Source organism: Denitratisoma sp., assembly GCA_032027165.1.
Lineage (GTDB): Bacteria > Pseudomonadota > Gammaproteobacteria > Burkholderiales > Rhodocyclaceae > Desulfobacillus.
Map to the genome: position 1 here is coordinate 3,306,968 of JAVSMO010000001.1, position 18,289 is coordinate 3,325,256.

At 66.7% G+C, this 18,289-nt stretch carries 15 protein-coding genes; 10 read left to right on the plus strand and 5 right to left on the minus strand.

Annotation, left to right across the window (positions count from 1 at the left end):
• Positions 1–55 precede the first annotated feature (55 nt).
• Positions 56–913, plus strand: a complete 858-nt coding sequence (locus ROZ00_16200) for a FecR family protein (GenBank protein ID MDT3737771.1) — start codon at positions 56–58, stop codon at positions 911–913.
• 7 nt (positions 914–920) lie between these two features.
• Here ROZ00_16200 and ROZ00_16205 read toward each other — a convergent pair whose 3' ends face one another.
• Positions 921–1,232 carry a hypothetical protein gene (locus tag ROZ00_16205; protein MDT3737772.1) on the minus strand — a complete coding sequence of 104 codons (312 nt, stop codon included), beginning with the start codon at positions 1,230–1,232 and terminating at the stop codon, positions 921–923.
• 212 nt (positions 1,233–1,444) lie between these two features.
• Positions 1,445–2,209 (minus strand): ATP-binding protein, encoded by a 765-nt coding sequence (locus ROZ00_16210; GenBank protein ID MDT3737773.1) that lies wholly within the window; start codon positions 2,207–2,209, stop codon positions 1,445–1,447.
• Between the two features lie 163 nt (positions 2,210–2,372).
• Between ROZ00_16210 and ROZ00_16215 the strand changes: the two genes are divergently transcribed.
• Together ROZ00_16215 and ROZ00_16220 are read left to right on the plus strand one after the other, a co-directional pair.
• Entirely contained in the window at positions 2,373–2,672 is a 300-nt protein-coding gene (locus ROZ00_16215; GenBank protein ID MDT3737774.1) for a hypothetical protein, read from the plus strand.
• A 186-nt stretch (positions 2,673–2,858) separates the two neighbouring features.
• Entirely contained in the window at positions 2,859–4,136 is a 1,278-nt protein-coding gene (locus ROZ00_16220; protein MDT3737775.1) for a hypothetical protein, read from the plus strand.
• Here the strand turns inward: ROZ00_16220 and ROZ00_16225 are convergent.
• Both ROZ00_16225 and ROZ00_16230 read right to left on the minus strand, forming a co-directional pair.
• Positions 4,077–6,914, minus strand: a complete 2,838-nt coding sequence (locus ROZ00_16225; GenBank protein ID MDT3737776.1) for a PAS domain S-box protein — start codon at positions 6,912–6,914, stop codon at positions 4,077–4,079. The genes ROZ00_16220 and ROZ00_16225 overlap by 60 nt on opposite strands.
• A 184-nt stretch (positions 6,915–7,098) precedes the next feature.
• Complete coding sequence (locus tag ROZ00_16230) at positions 7,099–8,856, minus strand: ATP-binding protein (GenBank protein MDT3737777.1); 1,758 nt, start codon at positions 8,854–8,856, stop codon at positions 7,099–7,101.
• A 77-nt stretch (positions 8,857–8,933) separates the two neighbouring features.
• Between ROZ00_16230 and ROZ00_16235 the strand changes: the two genes are divergently transcribed.
• The 4 genes from ROZ00_16235 to ROZ00_16250 all read left to right on the plus strand — a co-directional run bounded on the left by ROZ00_16235 (position 8,934) and on the right by ROZ00_16250 (position 15,106).
• Positions 8,934–11,120 carry a 3'-5' exonuclease gene (locus ROZ00_16235; protein ID MDT3737778.1) on the plus strand — a complete coding sequence of 729 codons (2,187 nt, stop codon included), beginning with the start codon at positions 8,934–8,936 and terminating at the stop codon, positions 11,118–11,120.
• Between the two features lie 10 nt (positions 11,121–11,130).
• Positions 11,131–11,910, plus strand: coding sequence for a 3-oxoadipate enol-lactonase (pcaD, locus tag ROZ00_16240; protein MDT3737779.1), 780 nt, complete (start codon positions 11,131–11,133; stop codon positions 11,908–11,910).
• Between the two features lie 3 nt (positions 11,911–11,913).
• A complete protein-coding gene (locus ROZ00_16245) occupies positions 11,914–12,699 on the plus strand; it encodes an SDR family oxidoreductase (protein ID MDT3737780.1) in 786 nt (261 codons plus the stop codon).
• Positions 12,700–12,829: 130 nt separating this feature from the next.
• Positions 12,830–15,106: an NADP-dependent malic enzyme gene (locus ROZ00_16250; GenBank protein ID MDT3737781.1), complete on the plus strand. Its 2,277-nt coding sequence runs from the start codon at positions 12,830–12,832 to the stop codon at positions 15,104–15,106.
• A gap of 39 nt (positions 15,107–15,145) precedes the next feature.
• Here ROZ00_16250 and ROZ00_16255 read toward each other — a convergent pair whose 3' ends face one another.
• The gene (locus ROZ00_16255; GenBank protein MDT3737782.1) at positions 15,146–16,450 is read right to left on the minus strand and encodes an adenylate/guanylate cyclase domain-containing protein; all 1,305 of its coding nucleotides are present in this window, start codon (positions 16,448–16,450) and stop codon (positions 15,146–15,148) included.
• Between the two features lie 159 nt (positions 16,451–16,609).
• Between ROZ00_16255 and ROZ00_16260 the strand changes: the two genes are divergently transcribed.
• The 3 genes from ROZ00_16260 to ROZ00_16270 are packed head-to-tail and all read left to right on the plus strand — an operon-like array spanning position 16,610 to position 18,275.
• Complete coding sequence (locus tag ROZ00_16260) at positions 16,610–17,098, plus strand: hypothetical protein (protein MDT3737783.1); 489 nt, start codon at positions 16,610–16,612, stop codon at positions 17,096–17,098.
• Positions 17,095–17,298, plus strand: a complete 204-nt coding sequence (locus ROZ00_16265; GenBank protein MDT3737784.1) for a hypothetical protein — start codon at positions 17,095–17,097, stop codon at positions 17,296–17,298. The genes ROZ00_16260 and ROZ00_16265 overlap by 4 nt, the downstream gene beginning before the upstream one ends.
• A gap of 2 nt (positions 17,299–17,300) precedes the next feature.
• The gene (locus ROZ00_16270; GenBank protein MDT3737785.1) at positions 17,301–18,275 is read left to right on the plus strand and encodes a quinone oxidoreductase; all 975 of its coding nucleotides are present in this window, start codon (positions 17,301–17,303) and stop codon (positions 18,273–18,275) included.
• The last annotated feature ends 14 nt before the right edge of the window (positions 18,276–18,289 follow it).

An 18,289-nucleotide genomic window follows, 5' to 3' on the forward strand; every position in this document is an offset into this window, starting at 1 on the left:
GGATTATACTCTGCGCCTGCGACGCCCAGCCGCGTCACCGACCGAGGAGGGAAGAATGGGAAAAGCCCTGTTTTGGGCCATGCTGGCGCTTGCCGCCCAGGCCTGGGCGGCACCCCAGGCCGTGGTGGACGCCGTGCAGGCGCCGGCCTGGCGCGACCGCGAGGGCCGTGTCGAGCCGCTGGCGCCGGGGATGGAGCTGAAAAGCCGCGACCGCATTCGCACCGGTGCGGGTTCGCGTGTTTACCTCAGGCTCGCCGATGGCAGCACGGTCAAGCTGGGCGAGAACGGCGTCCTCCTGGCCGAGCGCCTGGGGCCCGGCGACCGTCGATTCTTTTCCGCCGCACTCGATGTCGCCAAGGGCGCCTTCCGCTTCACCACCGACAAGCTGAGGAGGCTTTCCCGGCGCGACATCAGCATCCGCGTCGCCACCGTGACGGCCGGCATCCGCGGCACCGACATCTGGGGCAAGACCGAGCCGGAGCGGGATTTCGTCTGCCTGCTGGAAGGCCGCATCGGCGTCAGCCACCAGGACGGCGATTCACGGGAGATGAGCGAGCCTTTGACCTTCTACGTGGCGCCGCGCGGCCAGCCGCCGAAGGGCATCGAGAAAGCCGATCCCGAAACGGTGAGGAAGTGGGCTGCGGAAACCGAAATCGCGCCGGGGGCGGGTGCCCTGCGTCGCGGCGGGCAGTGGAAACTGCTGCTGGCCCGTGCCGACAGCCAGCAGGAGGCCCTGGCGGTGTTTGACCGCCTCGCCGCGGCGGGCTATCCGCCTTCGATCCGGCCGCGCGCCGGTGACGGGGTGGTGCGCTATGAGGTCCTGCTGCGCAACCTGGCCAGCCGTGCCGAGGCCGAGGCGCTGGCGGGGGGTCTCAAGGCCCGGCTTGGCCTCGAAGCAAAGGTGTTGCGCTAGGGCCTGTTCAGGCTTTTGCGGAGAGCAGCCGGACCCAGGCCAGGGACCAGCTCTCGGCCAGCAGCAGCGGCAGGTGGGCCATGCGCGACTGCAGGCGTACCCAGGGGCTGATTTCCGGGGTCGGCAGGCAATGGGTCCGCTGTTCGCGTTCGATCAGTTTATGCAGGCGGGCTTCGGCGGCTTCCCAGTATTCGGACGTGCCGACCCAGCCGGTGCTGTCGGTGGCGTGGCAGAGGGCTTCGCGCCAGAGTTCTTCGGCGCGGGCTTCGCTAATGCCAGCCTTGTGGGCGATCCAGGGCAGGATCATCGGGCTCTTCATGCGTTCTCCTTTACAACCATTGTGTAGTGGTTTCCTATCGGCCTGCCGGCGGCTTCATGGGCGAAAGCAGGCGACACGGATATTGCAATGCAAAATCAAAGTTTCGGCATTGTACGATTGATTTGAGTAAGTTTTGCTTGATATGGTTCAAGTAATTGCTGCTACGCAACATCATTAGGCGGCCATGCCTAATAACCAGAGTGTGCGCTAACTTATATCCCTTGCCCGGCCGGTTTGTCGCCCAACACGAACCGCAATGTCGTTCCTTCGTCCGGGCCTGATTCGGCCCAGACGCGGCCGCCGTGTCGGCGGATGATGCGGGCGACGGTGGCCAGGCCGATGCCGGTGCCTTCGAACTCTTCGGGGCGGTGCAGTCGCTGGAAGGGGGTGAACAGGCGGTCGGCGTACTTCATGTCGAAGCCGACGCCGTTGTCGCGGACGAAGAAGACGGTCTCGCCGTCGATCGTCTCGCGGCCGAACTCGATGGCGGGGTCGGCCTTCTTGGCGGAGTACTTCCAGGCGTTCTCCAGCAGGTTCTGCATGAGCACGCGCAGCAGCTGCGGGTCGCCATGGGCGGTACAGTCGGGTGCCAGGGTGACGGCGACGCGGTGGTCGGGCTCGGCGCGGGAGCGCTCCTCGATGATTTCGGCGGCGATCTGGGAGAGGTCGACCCTGACGCGGCGCATTTCCTGGCGGGTGACGCGGGACAGTTCGAGGATGTCGTCGATGAGGGTGCCCATGCGCTGGGCGGCGCGGCGCACGCGGTCGAGGTAGTCGACGCCCTCGTCGTCGAGGCGCTCGCGGTATTCGTCGGCGAGCAGCTTGCTGAAGCCGTCGATGCCGCGCAGCGGTGCCCTCAGGTCGTGGGAGATGGAATAGGCGAAGGACTCCAACTCGCGGTTGGCCGCCGTCAATTCCGCCGTACGCTCCTGCACACGCTGCTCCAGCTCGGCGTTGAGGCGGCCTCTTATACACATCTAGATGTGTATAAGGCAGCGCCCTCAGGTCGTGGGAGATGGAATAGGCGAAGGACTCCAACTCGCGGTTGGCCGCCGTCAATTCCGCCGTACGCTCCTGCACACGCTGCTCCAGCTCGGCGTTGAGGCGGCGCACTTCCTCTTCGGCGCGCCAGCGGTCGGTATGGTCGTAGAGCACCGTGAGGATGTAGTCCTCGCCGGCCAGGTCGAACTTTTCGGCGAAGATGAGGACGGTGCGCGGCTCGCCTACCCGGTTGAGCAGCGTCGCCTGGTAGTCGCGTACCCGGCCTTCCGCCCGCAGCGCCTCGATCCAGCGCCGGCGGTCGACCGGATCGGGCCAGGTGCGGATCTCGAGGGAGGTGCGGCCGAGCAGTTCACTGCGGTCGCGGCCGAACTGCTCGATGAAGGCGTCGTTGGCCTCCACATACGTCCCGTCGGCCAGCCGGGTGATGCAGACCGGTAGCGGGCTGGCGCGGAACATCCTCGCAAACATGTCTTCCGATCGCTGCCGGGCGGCCTCCGCCTGCACCCGCCCGGTCACGTCCTGCATGATCACCAGCACGCGCGGCGCCGGCGTCGAGTCCATGTAGGCGACCGTCATCTCCACCTCCCGCCGTTCGCCGGTCTTGGTGACGATGGCAATGCGGTAGTGGTTGTCGAACTTCTCCCCTCGCAGGCGCCGTTCGTGGTTGCGCCTGACCCGCTCGCGATCCTCCGGATGCGCGAGCTCGATATAGCTGGGCAACGACCGGATTTCCCCCTCGGTGTAGCCGTACATCCGGCACAGCGCATCGTTGGCGTGGACGATGTGCCCGGCCTCGATGATGAACATGCCGAGGCCGGCATCCGACTGGGCGCGCAGGAGCGCTTCCTGGAGGGAACTCTGGCTGCGCAACGCCTCCGCGGCCAGCTCCTGCTCCGTGATGTCGAGGAACAGGCCGAAGAAACCCCTGATCCGTCCCGGCTCGGGCTGCTCGGGGACGAGTTTGACGTCCATCAGGCGGTCGCCGAACGCCGGCGAGGAGCGGCGTCCGCGATAGGCGACCTGCTCGCCGGCCAGCACCCGCTCCACCAGCGGCTGCGCGTGAATGAAGGATTCCTCCCCGATGACTTCGCGCAGGTGCTTGCCGACGATGCTTTCCGTCGTGAATCCGAAGAATTCCGCGTAGCGCGGGTTGGCGAACCGGCAGATCATGCCCTCGTAGGCGCAGATCATGGCCGGAACGTTGTCGGTGATCAGGCGCATTTCGCGGGCCTGGCCGGCGAGCATGCGCATGCGCGCGTCCAGCTCCTGCCGGAGGCCGGCCTCGCTGTCCAGCCAGCTGTCCTGCCGGGAAACGGTCGTGGTCGTGAACAGCGTGGCCACGACCAGGACGATGCAATAGACCAGGCCGAGCAGGAACAAGGGCGTGGGGAGCAGGTTGTCCATCAGCCCGCCCCATTCGATCAGCGCCAGCGCGAGGACCGCGAGGATTGTGCCGGCTCCGGCGATCATGACGGCCCGGCGTCCGAGGGGCCATGCGGCCATGATGATGACGGGATAGGCAAAGACCACGGCCGTGCGCAGTCCGGCGACCTGCACGGCGGAGAGCGTGACGGCCAGCCAGGCGCACACCAGCAAGAGCCGGTAGGCCGGCGCGACCTTCCGGCGGTGCAGCGCGAACAGGCTGGCCAGCGCCGAGACAATCATCAGGAGCGGTCCGACCAGCCGGCGCTTGTCGTACAGGTCGGCGAAGGCCAGCGACAGGAGATAGGCGACCGCACCGGCCAGGATCAGCGATGCCGCCAATCTGACGATGTCGACGCCGCCGATGCGTTTCAGCCTGTCTTCGGAGGACAGGGCCTGGATGGGGGGCTTATCGTTCATTCATGGCCTCCCGCCCGCGCCCAACACGAACCGCAATGTCGTTCCTTCGTCCGGGCCTGATTCGGCCCAGACGCGGCCGCCGTGTCGGCGGATGATGCGGGCGACGGTGGCCAGGCCGATGCCGGTGCCTTCGAACTCTTCGGGGCGGTGCAGTCGCTGGAAGGGGGTGAACAGGCGGTCGGCGTACTTCATGTCGAAGCCGACGCCGTTGTCGCGGACGAAGAAGACGGTCTCGCCGTCGATCGTCTCGCGGCCGAACTCGATGGCGGGGTCGGCCTTCTTGGCGGAGTACTTCCAGGCGTTCTCCAGCAGGTTCTGCATGAGCACGCGCAGCAGCTGCGGGTCGCCATGGGCGGTACAGTCGGGTGCCAGGGTGACGGCGACGCGGTGGTCGGGCTCGGCGCGGGAGCGCTCCTCGATGATTTCGGCGGCGATCTGGGAGAGGTCGACCCTGACGCGGCGCATTTCCTGGCGGGTGACGCGGGACAGTTCGAGGATGTCGTCGATGAGGGTGCCCATGCGCTGGGCGGCGCGGCGCACGCGGTCGAGGTAGTCGACGCCCTCGTCGTCGAGGCGCTCGCGGTATTCGTCGGCGAGCAGCTTGCTGAAGCCGTCGATGCCGCGCAGCGGTGCCCTCAGGTCGTGGGAGATGGAATAGGCGAAGGACTCCAACTCGCGGTTGGCCGCCGTCAATTCCGCCGTACGCTCCTGCACACGCTGCTCCAGCTCGGCGTTGAGGCGTTCGATCTCGGCCTTGGCCAGCCTCTGCTCGGTGATGTCCTGTGCGGTGCCGAGGGCCCGCACCGGTTTGCCGCCTTCGTCGAAAGACACTTCCCAGCGAACATGCAGGAACTTGACCTGCCCCGCCGGCGTGACGATGCGATGATCGATCTCGTAGGCGCCCTGCGTCGCGGCCGACTCCCGGAAGGCGTTGCGGATGACGGGCATGTCATCCGGATGCACCATGTCGAGCAGGGCGTTCCAGGTGCCGCCGAATGCGTCGCGCCCGCAATCGAAGATCCTGAAGAGTTCGTCCGTCCATTCCATGCGGCCGGTCGCCAGGTCGAGGTCCCAGCTGCCGAAATGGCCGATGCGTTGTGCTTCGGTCAGGCGCGCCTGGCTGGCCCTCAGCGCCTCTTCCGCCTGCTTGCGGTCGGTGATGTCGTGGATCATGGAGATGATGCAGGGCATGCCCCCGATCTCGATGGCTTCGGCGGCGACCACGGTTTGGCGGAGTTCGCCCGACCTGGTCAGCAGGCCGACCTCGTAGTCGCGCACGGTGCCGCGCCGGCCCAGTTCGTCGACCCAGCGTTCGCGCTCGCGGGCCGATTGCCAGATGCCGATGTCCAGCGAAGTGCGGCCGATGACTTCCTGCCGGGCCCAGCCGAACTGGCGGGTAAAGGACTCATTGACGTTCAGGTACTGCCCGGTGTCCTTGCGCGTGATGAGGATGGTGACGGGGCTGGCCTCGAAGATCTTGGCAAACCGCTCCTGCGACTCGCGCTGCGAAGCTTCTGCCTGTAGGCGCTCCGTGATGTCCAGGGCGGCGCCGGTCATGCGCAACGGGGTGCCGTCGGCCGCGTATTCGCCGTGCCCGCGCGCGACGATCCAGCGCACCGTGCCGTCCGGCCAGACGATGCGGTATTCCTTGTCGAATTCCGTGTCGTTGGCGAGGGCCGTCATGAAGGCGTCCTGGGTTGCCTCCACATCGTCCGGATGGATGGCGGCCAGGAAGCGTGGCAGGGTCAGTTCGCCCTCGTCCGGCGGCAGGCCGAAGATGGCCCGCAGGCGCTTGTTCCAGCGCAGCTTGTCCGTGGCGACGTCCCACTCCCACAGACCGATGTTGCCGCCCTGCACCGCGATGCGGAGCAGGGTTTCGCTCTCGCGCAGGGCCTGCTCCGCGCGCTTGCGGTCCGTGTTGTCCGAGACCATGATCAGCGCGCATTGCTCGCCGGCGAGGTCGATCATCTCGGCCGAGAGCAGCACGTCCAGGACCCCGCCGTTTTTCGTGTGGAAGCGCGTTTCCATGTTCTGGATGCGCCCGGACCGCCGCAGTGCGCCGGCCCAGGATTCGCGGTCGGCCGGCTGCACCCACTTGCCCAGTTCGAGGGAGGTGCGGCCGACCACCTCCTCGCGCGACCAGCCGAAAAGCTGCAGCCAGGTGTCGTTGACGTCGACGTAGCGGCCGTCCTCGAGGCGGGTGATGGAGACGGCCAGCGGATTGGAGCGGAACACCTTGCCGAACTTGTCCTCGGACCGGCGCAGTTCTTCCTCGGTGCGCCGCTGCGCCTCCAGGCGGCCCTCGTAGCTGCGGACGATGTACAAGGTGAGCAGGCAGACGATGGCCGCGGGCAGCGCGAAGGAGATCCACATCAGGAGGGGCGGCGCCGGCGGCGGCAGGGCCAGCCGCCCGAGGTGCGTCGCCACGGCCAGCCCGAGCCCCAGCAGGATGGACAGCGCAGCGACGGCGATGGCGTGGCGCGGCCCGAGCATCCAGCCCGCCAGGACGATGGCCAGCGGCAGGGCGACGATCTGCGGCGCGTAGACGCCGCCGCCGAAGGCTGCCGCCACGGCGAGCCCGGTCCAGCCGGCATAGACGAGCAGGCGGGCGGCCGTCAGGGCACGGCCGGTGCGCAGCAGCAGCAGGGTGACGATCGCCAGGACCAGCAGGAAGCCGGGGCCGATGCCGCGCACGACATGCCCGGGAAAGGCCGCGAACAGCAGGACCAGGTAAAACGACGGCGCCGCGAGCAGGAACCAGCCCGTCATGCGCAGGGCGCGTACTTTCGATGCATCCATTGCCTCGGCCGAAGCAATGTTTTTCTGCTTGGCGCTCATGCCCCTCCCTGGGGTGCCGCGGGTTCCCGGCAGCCGTCTTCCTTTTGTCCGGACAACATTAACAGAAGCCCTGCGGGCGGGCGTTATATTTAGTGCTCAATCGCGACTCCTCAGATGCGGAATATACTTCGCGGCCTCAACCCGCCCCGGCACGCCGAGAAACCCGGGAATGTCAGTCACCACGCTACGGCGCCAAGCTATCTGAGACGCCCTGGCCGCCCAGGGTGAAGCGCAGCGTCGCGCCCTGTCCGGGCGCCGACTCGGCCCAGGCCCGGCCGCCGTGGCGATGGGCGATGCGCGCCACGGTGGCCAGGCCGATGCCCGAGCCGGGATAGTCCTTCGGGTCGTGCAGGCGCTGGAAGGGAGAAAAGAGGCGGTCGGCGTACTTCATGTCGAAACCGACGCCGTTGTCGCGCACGAAGAAGGCCGTTTCGCCGGTGTCGAGCAGCTCGCTGCCGAAATCGATGCGGGCCTCGGTCTGGCGGGCGGAGTATTTCCAGGCGTTCTCCAGCAGGTTCTGCAGGAGCACGCGCAGCAGGCGCGGATCGCCCAGCGCGGTGCAGCCCGGCGCGATCGACACCTCGACGCTGCGCAGGAGATCGCCCTCGCGGATCTCGTCCATCAGCTCCGCCGCCAGGCGCGAGAGGTCGACGCGTTCCTGCTGCATGGCGTGGCGCGAGACGCGCGACAGTTCGAGAATGTCGTCGATCAGATGCCCCATCCGCTGCGCGGCGGCGCGCACGCGCTCGAGGTAGCTGCGCCCCCCTGCCTCGAGCTGGTCGCCGTACTCCTCGAGCGCCATCTGGCTGAAGCCGTCGATGCCGCGCAGCGGCGCCCTCAGGTCGTGCGAAATGGAATAGGCAAAGGATTCCAGTTCGCGGTTGGCCGAGGCCAGGTCGGCGGTGCGCTCCCTGACCCGCTGCTCCAGCTCGCGATTGAGCCGCTCGATCTCCTGCTTGGCCTTCTCGTGGTGCGTGATGTCGAAAAACAGGCCGTAGAAGCCCTCGATCTTCCCGTCGTTGCCGCTGCGGGGGACCAGGTTGAACTGCATGTATCGGCCTGCGGCCAGCGGCGACGGGTTGGGGCCGCGATAGTTCACCGGCTCGCCTTTCAGCACCTTCTCGACGTGAGGGCGGGCCAGCGGGAAGTTGACGTTTCCGAGGACCTCGCTCAGGTGCTTGCCGACGATCTCGTCCTCGCTGAAGCCGCAATAGGCGGCAAGGTGTCCGTTGGCGAAACGGCATACCCACCCGTCGAAGGCGCATATTCCCGCCGGGACATTGTTCATGATCAGCCGCAAGTCCTGCTCGCGCTGCGTCAGAGCCCCCAGGCTCGACTGCAGGGCGTGCAGGGCCCTCGCTTCCTTGTCCCGCCAGCGTTTCTGTTCGCGCACCATGGCGGCGGCGATGCTGCTGAGGACGAACAGCACGATCACATAAGCCAGGCCGATGATGAAGGTCGAGGAAAATCTGGGCGGGGGCAGCAGGCCCGCATATTCCGCCGTGCCGAGCCCGATGACGGCGGCGATGGCCAGCGCGCCGGCCAGCACGACGACACGCGGGCCAAGCACCATGGCGCCGACGATGATTGCCGGGTAGGCGAAGACGATGCCGGTGCGCAGGCCGGCGACGAGGGCGCAGGACGCCGTGACCGCCAGCAGCGCGCCCCAGAGCAGGCCGTGATAGGCGGCGAGGGGCTTGCCGAGCCGGACGAGCAGCAGCGCAACCAGGGCGATCGGGATGAGGAAGGCCGGCCCGAGCAGCCGGTAGTCTTTCAGGCCTTTCAGTTCCGGCAGCAGGGCGACGTACACGAGCGCGCCGGCCAGCGTCACGGTGGCGGCGAGAGCAACGATTTTTCTGCCGCCGGCGAGTTCCAGCCATTCCCTGGCGGGCGAGCGGGTTGAGGAGTCGGCGTTTGGGTGTGCCGTATCGATTTCGCGCACGATGCGTTGTCGTCAATTACAAACGGATTACAGTCTGCCGGGCAGTATAATTTCGGCTTGAACTACGTTATCGGCCAATGTCCAGCTTCCTGAGCGGCCTCAACCCGCCCCAGCACGCCGCCGTCACCCTGCCGCCGCAGCACGCCCTGATCCTGGCGGGCGCCGGCTCCGGCAAGACGCGTGTGCTCACCACACGCATCGCCTGGCTGATCCAGACCGGCCAGGCCGGACCGCACGGCATCCTCGCCGTCACCTTCACCAACAAGGCGGCCAAGGAGATGCTCACGCGCCTGTCCGCCATGATGCCCATCAACACGCGCGGCATGTGGATCGGCACCTTCCACGGCCTTTGCAACCGCCTGTTGCGCGCGCATCACCGCGACGCCGGCCTGCCGCAGCTGTTCCAGATCCTCGATTCGGCCGACCAGCTGGCGGCGGTCAAGCGGCTGCTCAAGGCGCTCAATGTCGACGACGAGAAGTTTCCTCCCCGGGACGTCGTCAATTTCATTAACGGCCAGAAGGAAGCCGGCTTGAGGCCGGACGCGGCGGAAGCCTGGGACGATTACACAAGGAAGCGCGTCGAGCTGTATCGCGAATACGAGGCGCAATGCCAGCGCGAGGGCGTGGTGGATTTCGCCGAACTGTTGCTGCGCTCCTACGAGCTGCTCGCCCGCAACGAACCGATCCGGAGCCACTACCAGGGCCGCTTCCGCCATATCCTGGTCGACGAGTTCCAGGACACCAATGTCCTGCAATATCGATGGCTCAAGCTTCTGGCCGGCGGCGGCGCCAGCCTGTTCTGCGTCGGCGACGACGACCAGTCGATCTACGCCTTCCGCGGCGCCGAGGTCGGCAACATGCGCGACTTCGAGCGCGAGTTCAAGGTGGCCAACGTCATCCGGCTCGAGCAGAACTACCGCTCGCACGGCAACATCCTCGACGCCGCCAACGCCATCATCAAGCACAACGAGGCGCGCCTCGGCAAGAACCTGTGGACCGACGCCGGCTCGGGCGAGCCGATCCGTGTGTACGAAGCCTTCAACGACACGGAAGAGGCGCGCTGGATCGTCGAGGAGATCAAGTCCCTCGCCGCCGAGGGTCTGGCGCGCCGCGAGATGGCGCTGCTCTACCGCTCCAACGCCCAGTCGCGCGTGCTCGAACACGCCCTCTTCTCCGCCGGACTGCCCTACCGCGTCTACGGCGGCCTGCGCTTCTTCGAGCGGCAGGAGGTGAAGCATGCGCTGGCGTATCTCCGCCTGATCGCCAATTCCGACGACGACGGCGCCTTCCTGCGCGTGGTGAATTTCCCGGCGCGCGGCATCGGCGCGCGCAGCATCGAACAGTTGCAGGATGTGGCGAAGGCAGGGAAAGTCAGTCTCTACGGCACGGCGAAGCAGGGTGGCAAGGCGGCCACCTTTGCCGCGCTGGTCGACCGGCTGAAGGCCGCCTGCGAAGGATTGACGTTACCCGAGACCGTCGAGCAGGTGCTGGAGATTTCCGGCCTGCGTGCCCATTACCGGACCGAGAAGGAAGGCCAGGACCGCCTCGCCAACCTCGACGAGCTGGTGAACGCGGCGGAGAACTTCGTCGCCGAGGAAGGCAGCGCCGACGCCGAGGGCGAACTCTCCGGCGACCTCGCCGCCTTCCTCTCGCACGCCTCGCTGGAAGCCGGCGAGCACCAGGCCGGCGAGGGCGACGACGCCCTGCAGCTGATGACGGTGCACTCGGCCAAGGGCCTCGAGTTCGACGTCGTCTTCATCAGCGGTCTGGAAGAAGGCCTCTTCCCGCATGAGAACAGCGTGCGCGAAGACAAGGGGCTGGAGGAGGAGCGCCGCCTGATGTACGTCGCGGTGACGCGGGCCAGGAAGCGCCTGTATCTCAGTCACGCGCAGACGCGCATGCTGCACGGCCAGACGCGCTACAACCTGCCCTCGCGCTTCTTCGACGAGATTCCCGAAGGCTTGCTGAAGTGGCTGACGCCGCGCATGGCGCGCGGCCATGCCGCCGTATCCGGGGGACTGACTTTTGCATCGCCGCGCCGGGCCGCCTGGGCCGCGCCGCCACCGGCCGCCGTCGTGCGGCGCATGGCGGAGAAGGAGGCCGGCGGCTTCCGCATCGGCCAGAACGTGGCGCATGCGAAATTCGGCCAGGGCGTGATCGTGAACGCCGAGGGCGCCGGTTCGGACGCCCGCGTGCAGGTGAACTTCGGTCGCGAGGGCGTCAAGTGGCTGGCGCTGTCGGTGGCCAAGCTGACGCCGGTCTGAGGAGAGCACGATGAAGGTACGCGCCAACGGCATCGACATCCATTGCGAGATATCCGGCAGCGGCCCCTGGCTGACGCTGTCGCATTCACTGTGCTGCGACGGCTCGATGTGGGCGCCGCAGCTGGCGGCGCTCGAACCGCATTTCACCGTGCTGCGCTTCGATACGCGCGGCCACGGCGGCACGGACGCGCCGGCCGGCGCCTATACCTTCGACCAGCTCTCCGACGACGTGCTCGGCCTGCTCGATGCGCTGAAGATCGAGCGCACGCACTATTGCGGCCTGTCGATGGGCGGCATGATCGGCCAGCACCTCGCCCTGAAGGCGCCGGGCCGCCTCGGCCGCCTGGTGCTCGCCGACACCACCAGCCGCATGCCGGCGGAGGCGCAAACGTTGTGGACCGAGCGCATCCGCGTCGCGCAGGAGCAGGGCATGGCGGCGCATGTCGAGCCGACGCTGGCGCGCTGGTTCACCCCGCCCTGGCGCGCGGCGCATCCGGAGGTGATGGAGACCATCGGCACGCTGATCCGCAACACGCCGGTGGCCGGCTACGTCGGCTGCGCCCAGGCGATTGCCCGCATCGACGTCACGGATCGCCTGAACGGGATCAAGGCGCCGACGCTGGTGGTCGTCGGCCGCGACGACCCCGGCACGCCGCCGGCGATGTCGGAAGCCATCGCCGCGGCGATTCCCGGCGCGCGGCTGGAGGTCATTTCCGACGCCTCGCACCTTTCCAACATCGAGCAGGCGGACGCCTTCAACCGGCTGCTGCTGGATTTTCTGACGGAGTAATCGATGGATCTCGGCATCGCAGGAAAAAGCGCACTGGTCTGCGCCGCGAGCAAGGGCCTCGGCCGCGGCTGCGCGCTGGCGCTGGCACGCGAGGGCGTGCATGTGACGATCGTCGCGCGCGGGCGCGAGGCCCTCGAGGCGACGGCGGCCGAGCTGGAAAAAGTCAGTCCCCGCGGCACGGCGATCGCGGCCGTCGCCGCCGACATCGCCACGCCGGAGGGACGCGCGGCGGCGCTCGCCGCCTGCCCGCAGCCGGACATCCTGGTGAACAACGCCGGCGGGCCGCCGCCCGGCGATTTCCGCAACTGGACGCGCGAGGACTGGATCGCCGCGCTCGACGCCAACATGCTGACGCCCATCGAGCTGATCAAGGCGACGGTGGACGGCATGATCGCGCGCCGCTTCGGCCGCATCGTGAACATCACCTCCGGCGCGGTGAAGGCGCCCATCGACGTGCTCGGCCTCTCCAACGGCGCGCGCGCCGGACTCACCGGCTTCGTCGCCGGGCTGGCGAGGAAGACGGTGAAGCACAACGTCACCATCAATAACCTGCTGCCCGGCTTCTTCGACACCGACCGCATCCGCACGGTGATCGGCGGCCAGGCCAGGTCGCGCGGCGTCAGTTACGAGGAGGCGCTGGCCGAGCGCATCAGTACCATCCCCGCCGGCCGCATCGGCGACCCCGAGGAGTTCGGCGCCGCCTGCGCATATCTGTGCAGCGCGCAGGCCGGATTCATCACCGGGCAGAACCTGCTCCTCGACGGCGGCGCCTACCCCGGCACCTTTTGACGAGCTGTCTTCCGGGCGACTGACGCCGCCGCGCCGATCCGCGATACTCTCCCTGCGGCTTCCCACAATGGAAGCGCGGCCGGCCCCGGCCTAGAATGAATCGACCGTCCACGAGACGGAGGAGAAGAGAATGGAAAAGGACCTCGACGCGGCGGCGCTCGAATACCACCGCCTGCCCACCCCCGGCAAGATTTCCGTGGTGCCCACCAAGGGACTCACCAACCAGCGCGACCTTGCGCTCGCCTACTCCCCCGGCGTGGCGGCGGCCTGCAATGCCATCGTCGCCGATGCCGCCGTGTCGGCGGAACTGACTTCCCGCGCCAACCTGGTCGGCGTCGTCACCAACGGCACGGCGGTGCTGGGCCTCGGCAACATCGGCCCGCTCGCCGCCAAGCCGGTGATGGAGGGCAAGGCCTGCCTGTTCAAGAAATTCTCCGGCATCGACGTCTTCGACATCGAGCTGGCCGAGCGCGACCCCGACAAGCTGGTCGACATGATCGCCGCGCTGGAACCGACCTTCGGCGGCATCAACCTCGAGGACATCAAGGCGCCGGAATGCTTCTACATCGAGCGCAAGCTGCGCGAGCGCATGCGAATCCCGGTCTTCCACGACGACCAGCACGGCACCGCCATCGTCGTCGGTGCGGCGGTGCTGAACGGCCTCAAGCTCCTCGGCAAGAAGCTCGACGCGGTGAAGCTGGTCACCAGCGGCGCCGGCGCCGCGGCGCTGGCTTGCCTCGACATGATCGTCATGCTCGGCGTGAAGGTCGAGAACATCTGGGTCACCGACATCCACGGCGTGGTGTACGAGGGCCGGCCCGAGGAGATGGACGAGATCAAGGCGCGCTACGCCAAGAAGACCTCCGCCAGAAAGCTCGCCGAGGTGATCGAGGGCGCGGATGTGTTCCTCGGCCTCTCCGCCGGCGGCGTGCTCAAGCCGGAGATGGTCGCGAAGATGGCGAAAAACCCGCTCATCCTGGCGCTGGCCAACCCGACGCCGGAGATCCTGCCCGAGACAGTGCGCTCGGTGCGCAGTGACGCCATCATCGCCACCGGCCGCTCGGACTACCCGAACCAGGTCAACAACGTCCTCTGCTTCCCCTTCATCTTCCGCGGCGCTCTGGATGCGGGAGCGACGACCATCACGGAAGAGATGAAGCTCGCCGCCGTGCGCGCCATCGCCGAGCTGGCGCAGGCGGAAGCCTCCGACATCGTGGCGACGGCGTACGGCGACACGGAGATGGCCTTCGGGCCCGAGTACATCATCCCCAAGCCCTTCGATCCGCGGCTGATTGTCAAGATCGCCCCGGCGGTGGCGCAGGCGGCGATGGATTCCGGCGTCGCCACGCGGCCGCTGAAGGACTTCAACGCCTACCGCCAGCAGCTCACCCAGTTCGTCTTCCATTCCGGCACGCTGATGAAGCCGGTGTTCGCCGCAGCGAAGAAGGCGCCGAAGCGCGTGCTCTACTGCGAGGGCGAGGACGAGCGCGTCCTGCGCGCCATCCAGGCCGCCGTCGACGAGGGCATCGCCCGTCCGGTGGCGCTCGGCCGCCCGGCGGTGGTCGAGGCGCGCCTGCAGAAGCTCGGCCTGCGCATTGCGCCCGGTCGCGACTTCGAGCTGATCAATGTCGAGCACGACGCACGCTACCGCGACATCGCCCACGACTACTACAGGCTGATGCAGCGCGACGGCATCTCGCCCGGCATCGCCAAGAAGGAAGTGCTGCGCTCCAACACCCTGATCGGCGCCCTGCTGCTCAAGCGCGGCGACGTGGACGCCATCCTCTGCGGCACCCACGGCCAGCTGACGCGCCACCTCGAGCGCGTCGCCAACGTCATCGGCCTGAAGCCCGGCGCGCGCAACTTCGCCGCCATGAACGTGCTGATGCTGCCGCGCCACACGCTGTTCATCTGCGACACCTACGTGAACGAGGATCCGACGGCGGAGCAGATCGCCGAGATGACGCTGATGGCGGCGGAAGAGGTGCGCCGCTTCGGCATCGCGCCGAAGGTGGCGCTGCTCTCCTATTCCAACTTCGGCAGCCGCAAGACCGCTTCCGCACTGAAGATGCGCGAGGCGCGCCGCCTCATCGCCGAGCGTTCGCCGCAACTGGAGGTGGACGGCGAGATGCACGGCGATGCCGCGCTGTCGGAAGAGATTCGCCAGAGGGTGTTCCCGGATTCGGCGCTGAAGGGCGAGGCCAACCTGCTCATCATGCCGAACCTGGATGCCGCCAACATCGCCTTCAACCTGCTCAAGATCACCGGCGGCGACGGCATCACCGTCGGCCCCATCCTCCTCGGCGCGGCGAAGCCGGTGCACATCCTGACTTCGACTGCGACGGTGCGGCGGCTGGTGAACATGACGGCGCTGGCGGTGGTGGATGCCAACCACCTGCGTGGCTGACGTTTCCGGCTCCTCCGGCCGGGCGAGCCGGAAACGTCGTCACGCCCTGTTTTCCTGGGGAACGCCTATGCCGACACCCAGGCCGTCGTACGCAATCCTGGGGTTGTCGCCGAGCCGCCCCCTAAGGACATAAGTCTTGGTCGGCCCCTTGCCTTTCATGTCCACGACCCCGCGATCCTCCAGTTCGAATTCCTTGCGCAACTTGAAGTAGACGGGCTCGCTAACGCTGATCGTGTTCGACTCTCCGTTGGACTCGATGCGCTGGGCGATATTGACCGAGTCCCCCCAGAGGTCATAGCAGAGCCGCGAACTGCCGATGACGCCGGCGACCACCGGGCCGGTGTGGATCCCGACCCGCATCGCCAGGTCAAGGCCGCTTTCGGCCGAGAATTCCTTGCAGGCGTTGACGATGTCGATGGCGAAATCCGCCATTCTTTCCACCTGGCGGTCGACGGGAACCGGCGCTCCGGAAATCGCCATGTAGGCATCCCCGATCGTCTTGATCTTTTCGACCCCGTGCCTTGCCGCCAGCTGGTCGAAGTGGCCGAAGAGCGTTTCGAGCACCTCGATCAACTGCGAAGGCAGCAGTCGGCTGGCGAGCTGGGTAAAACCGACAACATCGGCAAAAAGTATGGTGACCTCGCCATGAAGCGCAATCGAGCGGCGCCCCTCCTTCAGCGATGCCGCAATGGATTCCGGGAACACATTGTAGAGAAGTTCGTCAACACGCTCCCGTTGCCGTTCAATGCCCTTGCGTTGTGAATATTCGCGCACTGCCGTCCTGAAAGCCAGGCGCTCTATGGCGATGCCAATCACGCAGGTGGCTACGATGTTGATGAGCCAAAACGCACCTTTGGTCGGAAAAAGAAGAAAAAGACCGGAGGCGAGGGCAATGCCGGAGCCAATGAACAATTGAGCATTGAAACGCCCCGGCAAGGGACAGACGGCAGCGACCGCCAGGACCCCGATCGTATAAGTCGACATATCCCCGGAGACTTCCGCCATCACCAAACTTGCCCAGGAAACAAACAGGATTCCGAACAGGAGGAATGCCCTCAGGCGGATTTCGGTCTGGTAATGCCGGTCTATGAAAAAGCGGTAAGCCAGCAGGAATGCCAGGAAAGCAACCCGCCAGATGAAAACTGCGTCGACTCCGGTCGTCAGCCAACTGGTCCGATAGAAATCGAATATGAGCAATATGCCTTCGATGGCAAGCAGAATGGACACCACCGTTTCGACGCGCTGGAGGGCGCCATGCGTAAGCTCTTTTCTTAACTCTTCAGTCCATGATGCGGGGAATTCGGCGCTTGCCAGAGGGAAATGGTTGCCAAGTGCGATTTTCATGAGGAGGACCGGGGGCAACGGATAATTCCACGAGAATGCCGCCATCTTGGCATGCCGCGGTCGGCATGCCAAGCCAGGCACCGCCCTCCCGCCAACCAGCTCGCCGTATCACAGAGACTGACTATTGAATTGAGCTTGCCGTATTATTCGTCCATGGGCATGTTCGATCTGATCAAGATGCTGGAGGATGCCGGTGTCGACTACGTGCTGGTCGGCGGACTGGCCGTGGCCTTACATGGCTACCGGCGCGTGACCATGGACGTGGATGTCGTGCTGGCGCTGGACGACGACAACCTGCGGCGCTTCATCGCTGGCGCCAAGGCGGCCGGACTGCAGCCGGTGATTCCCGTCGATATCGATTCGCTGGCCCGGCCGGAACTGCTCGATCGCTGGTACAGGGAGAAGGGCATGCTGGCCTTTGGGCTGCGCAAGCCGGAGGGCACGGCGACGATCATCGATGTCCTGATCCGGCCGGTGGTGCCTTACGAGGAACTGCGGCGCGATGCCGTTTCCGTCGCCGTCGGCCCGCTGAACATTCCTGTCGCCTCCATCGACCACCTGATCGCCATGAAGACCGGCACCGGGCGTAGCAAGGACAAGGTCGACATCGAAGAGTTGCGGAAGCTCATGACCGGAGGCGACTCATGACCGCCGACGAGAACTATCGCCTCCTGATGGAGATCCAGGCGAACCGCGACTTTCTTTTGCTCGCCTACAAGCAAAACCCTAAGTTGCTCCGTCATGCCGAACCGGGCGTTCGCCTGTTGTTCGGCCTGCCGGAATATGAGCAGGAAGCGGGCACCTCGAACCCGCCCTTCAAGACAACCCCAGACCCACAGAGGAAATGACCATGCCCCACGCCATCCGCTTCCACCAGCCCGGCGGCCCCGAGGTCCTGAAATGGGAAGAGGTCGCCGTCGGCGATCCCGGCCCGAACGAGGCGCGCGTGCGCCACCATGCCGTCGGCCTCAACTTCATCGACATCTACCATCGCACCGGCGCTTATCCGCTGCCGCTGCCCTCGGGCATCGGCCTGGAGGGGGCGGGGGTGGTGGAGGCGGTCGGCGCTGAGGTGAAGGACCTCAAGGCCGGCGACCGCGTCGCGTATGCCGGCGGGCCGGTTGGCGCGTATGCGGAAGTGCGCCTGATCCCGGCCGACCGGCTGGTGAAGCTGCCCGAGGCGCTGAGCTTCGAGCAGGGCGCGGCGATGATGCTGCAGGGCATGACGGCGCAGTACCTGTTGCGGCGCACTTACAGCGTGCAGCCGGGCGACACGATCCTCATCCACGCCGCCGCCGGCGGCGTCGGCCTCATCGTCTGCCAGTGGGCGAAGGCGCTCGGCGCGAAGGTGATCGGCACGGTCGGCTCGGACGAGAAGGCCGCGCTGGCGAAGGCGCACGGTTGCGACCACCCGATCGTGTACACCCGCGAGAAGTTCGCCGAGCGCGTGAAAGAGCTCACCGTCGGCGAGGGCGTGGCGGTGGTGTACGACTCGATCGGCAAGGATACCTTCATGGATTCGCTGTCGTGCCTGCGGCCCATGGGCATGATGGCGCTGTTCGGCGCCGCCTCCGGCCCGGTGCCGCCCTTCGACCTCGGCCTGCTGGCGAAGATGGGCGCCTTGTTCATCACGCGGCCGACGCTGTTCGTCTATACGGCCAAGCGCAGCGATCTCGTGCAGACGGCGGACGAACTGTTCGGCATGGTCACCTCGGGCAAGGTGAAGATCGAGGTCAACCAGCGCTATGCCCTGAAGGATGCAGCGCAGGCGCAGGCCGACCTGGAAGCGCGCAGGACGACCGGCTCGACGGTCCTGCTGCCCTGATCGCCGTACTGCGG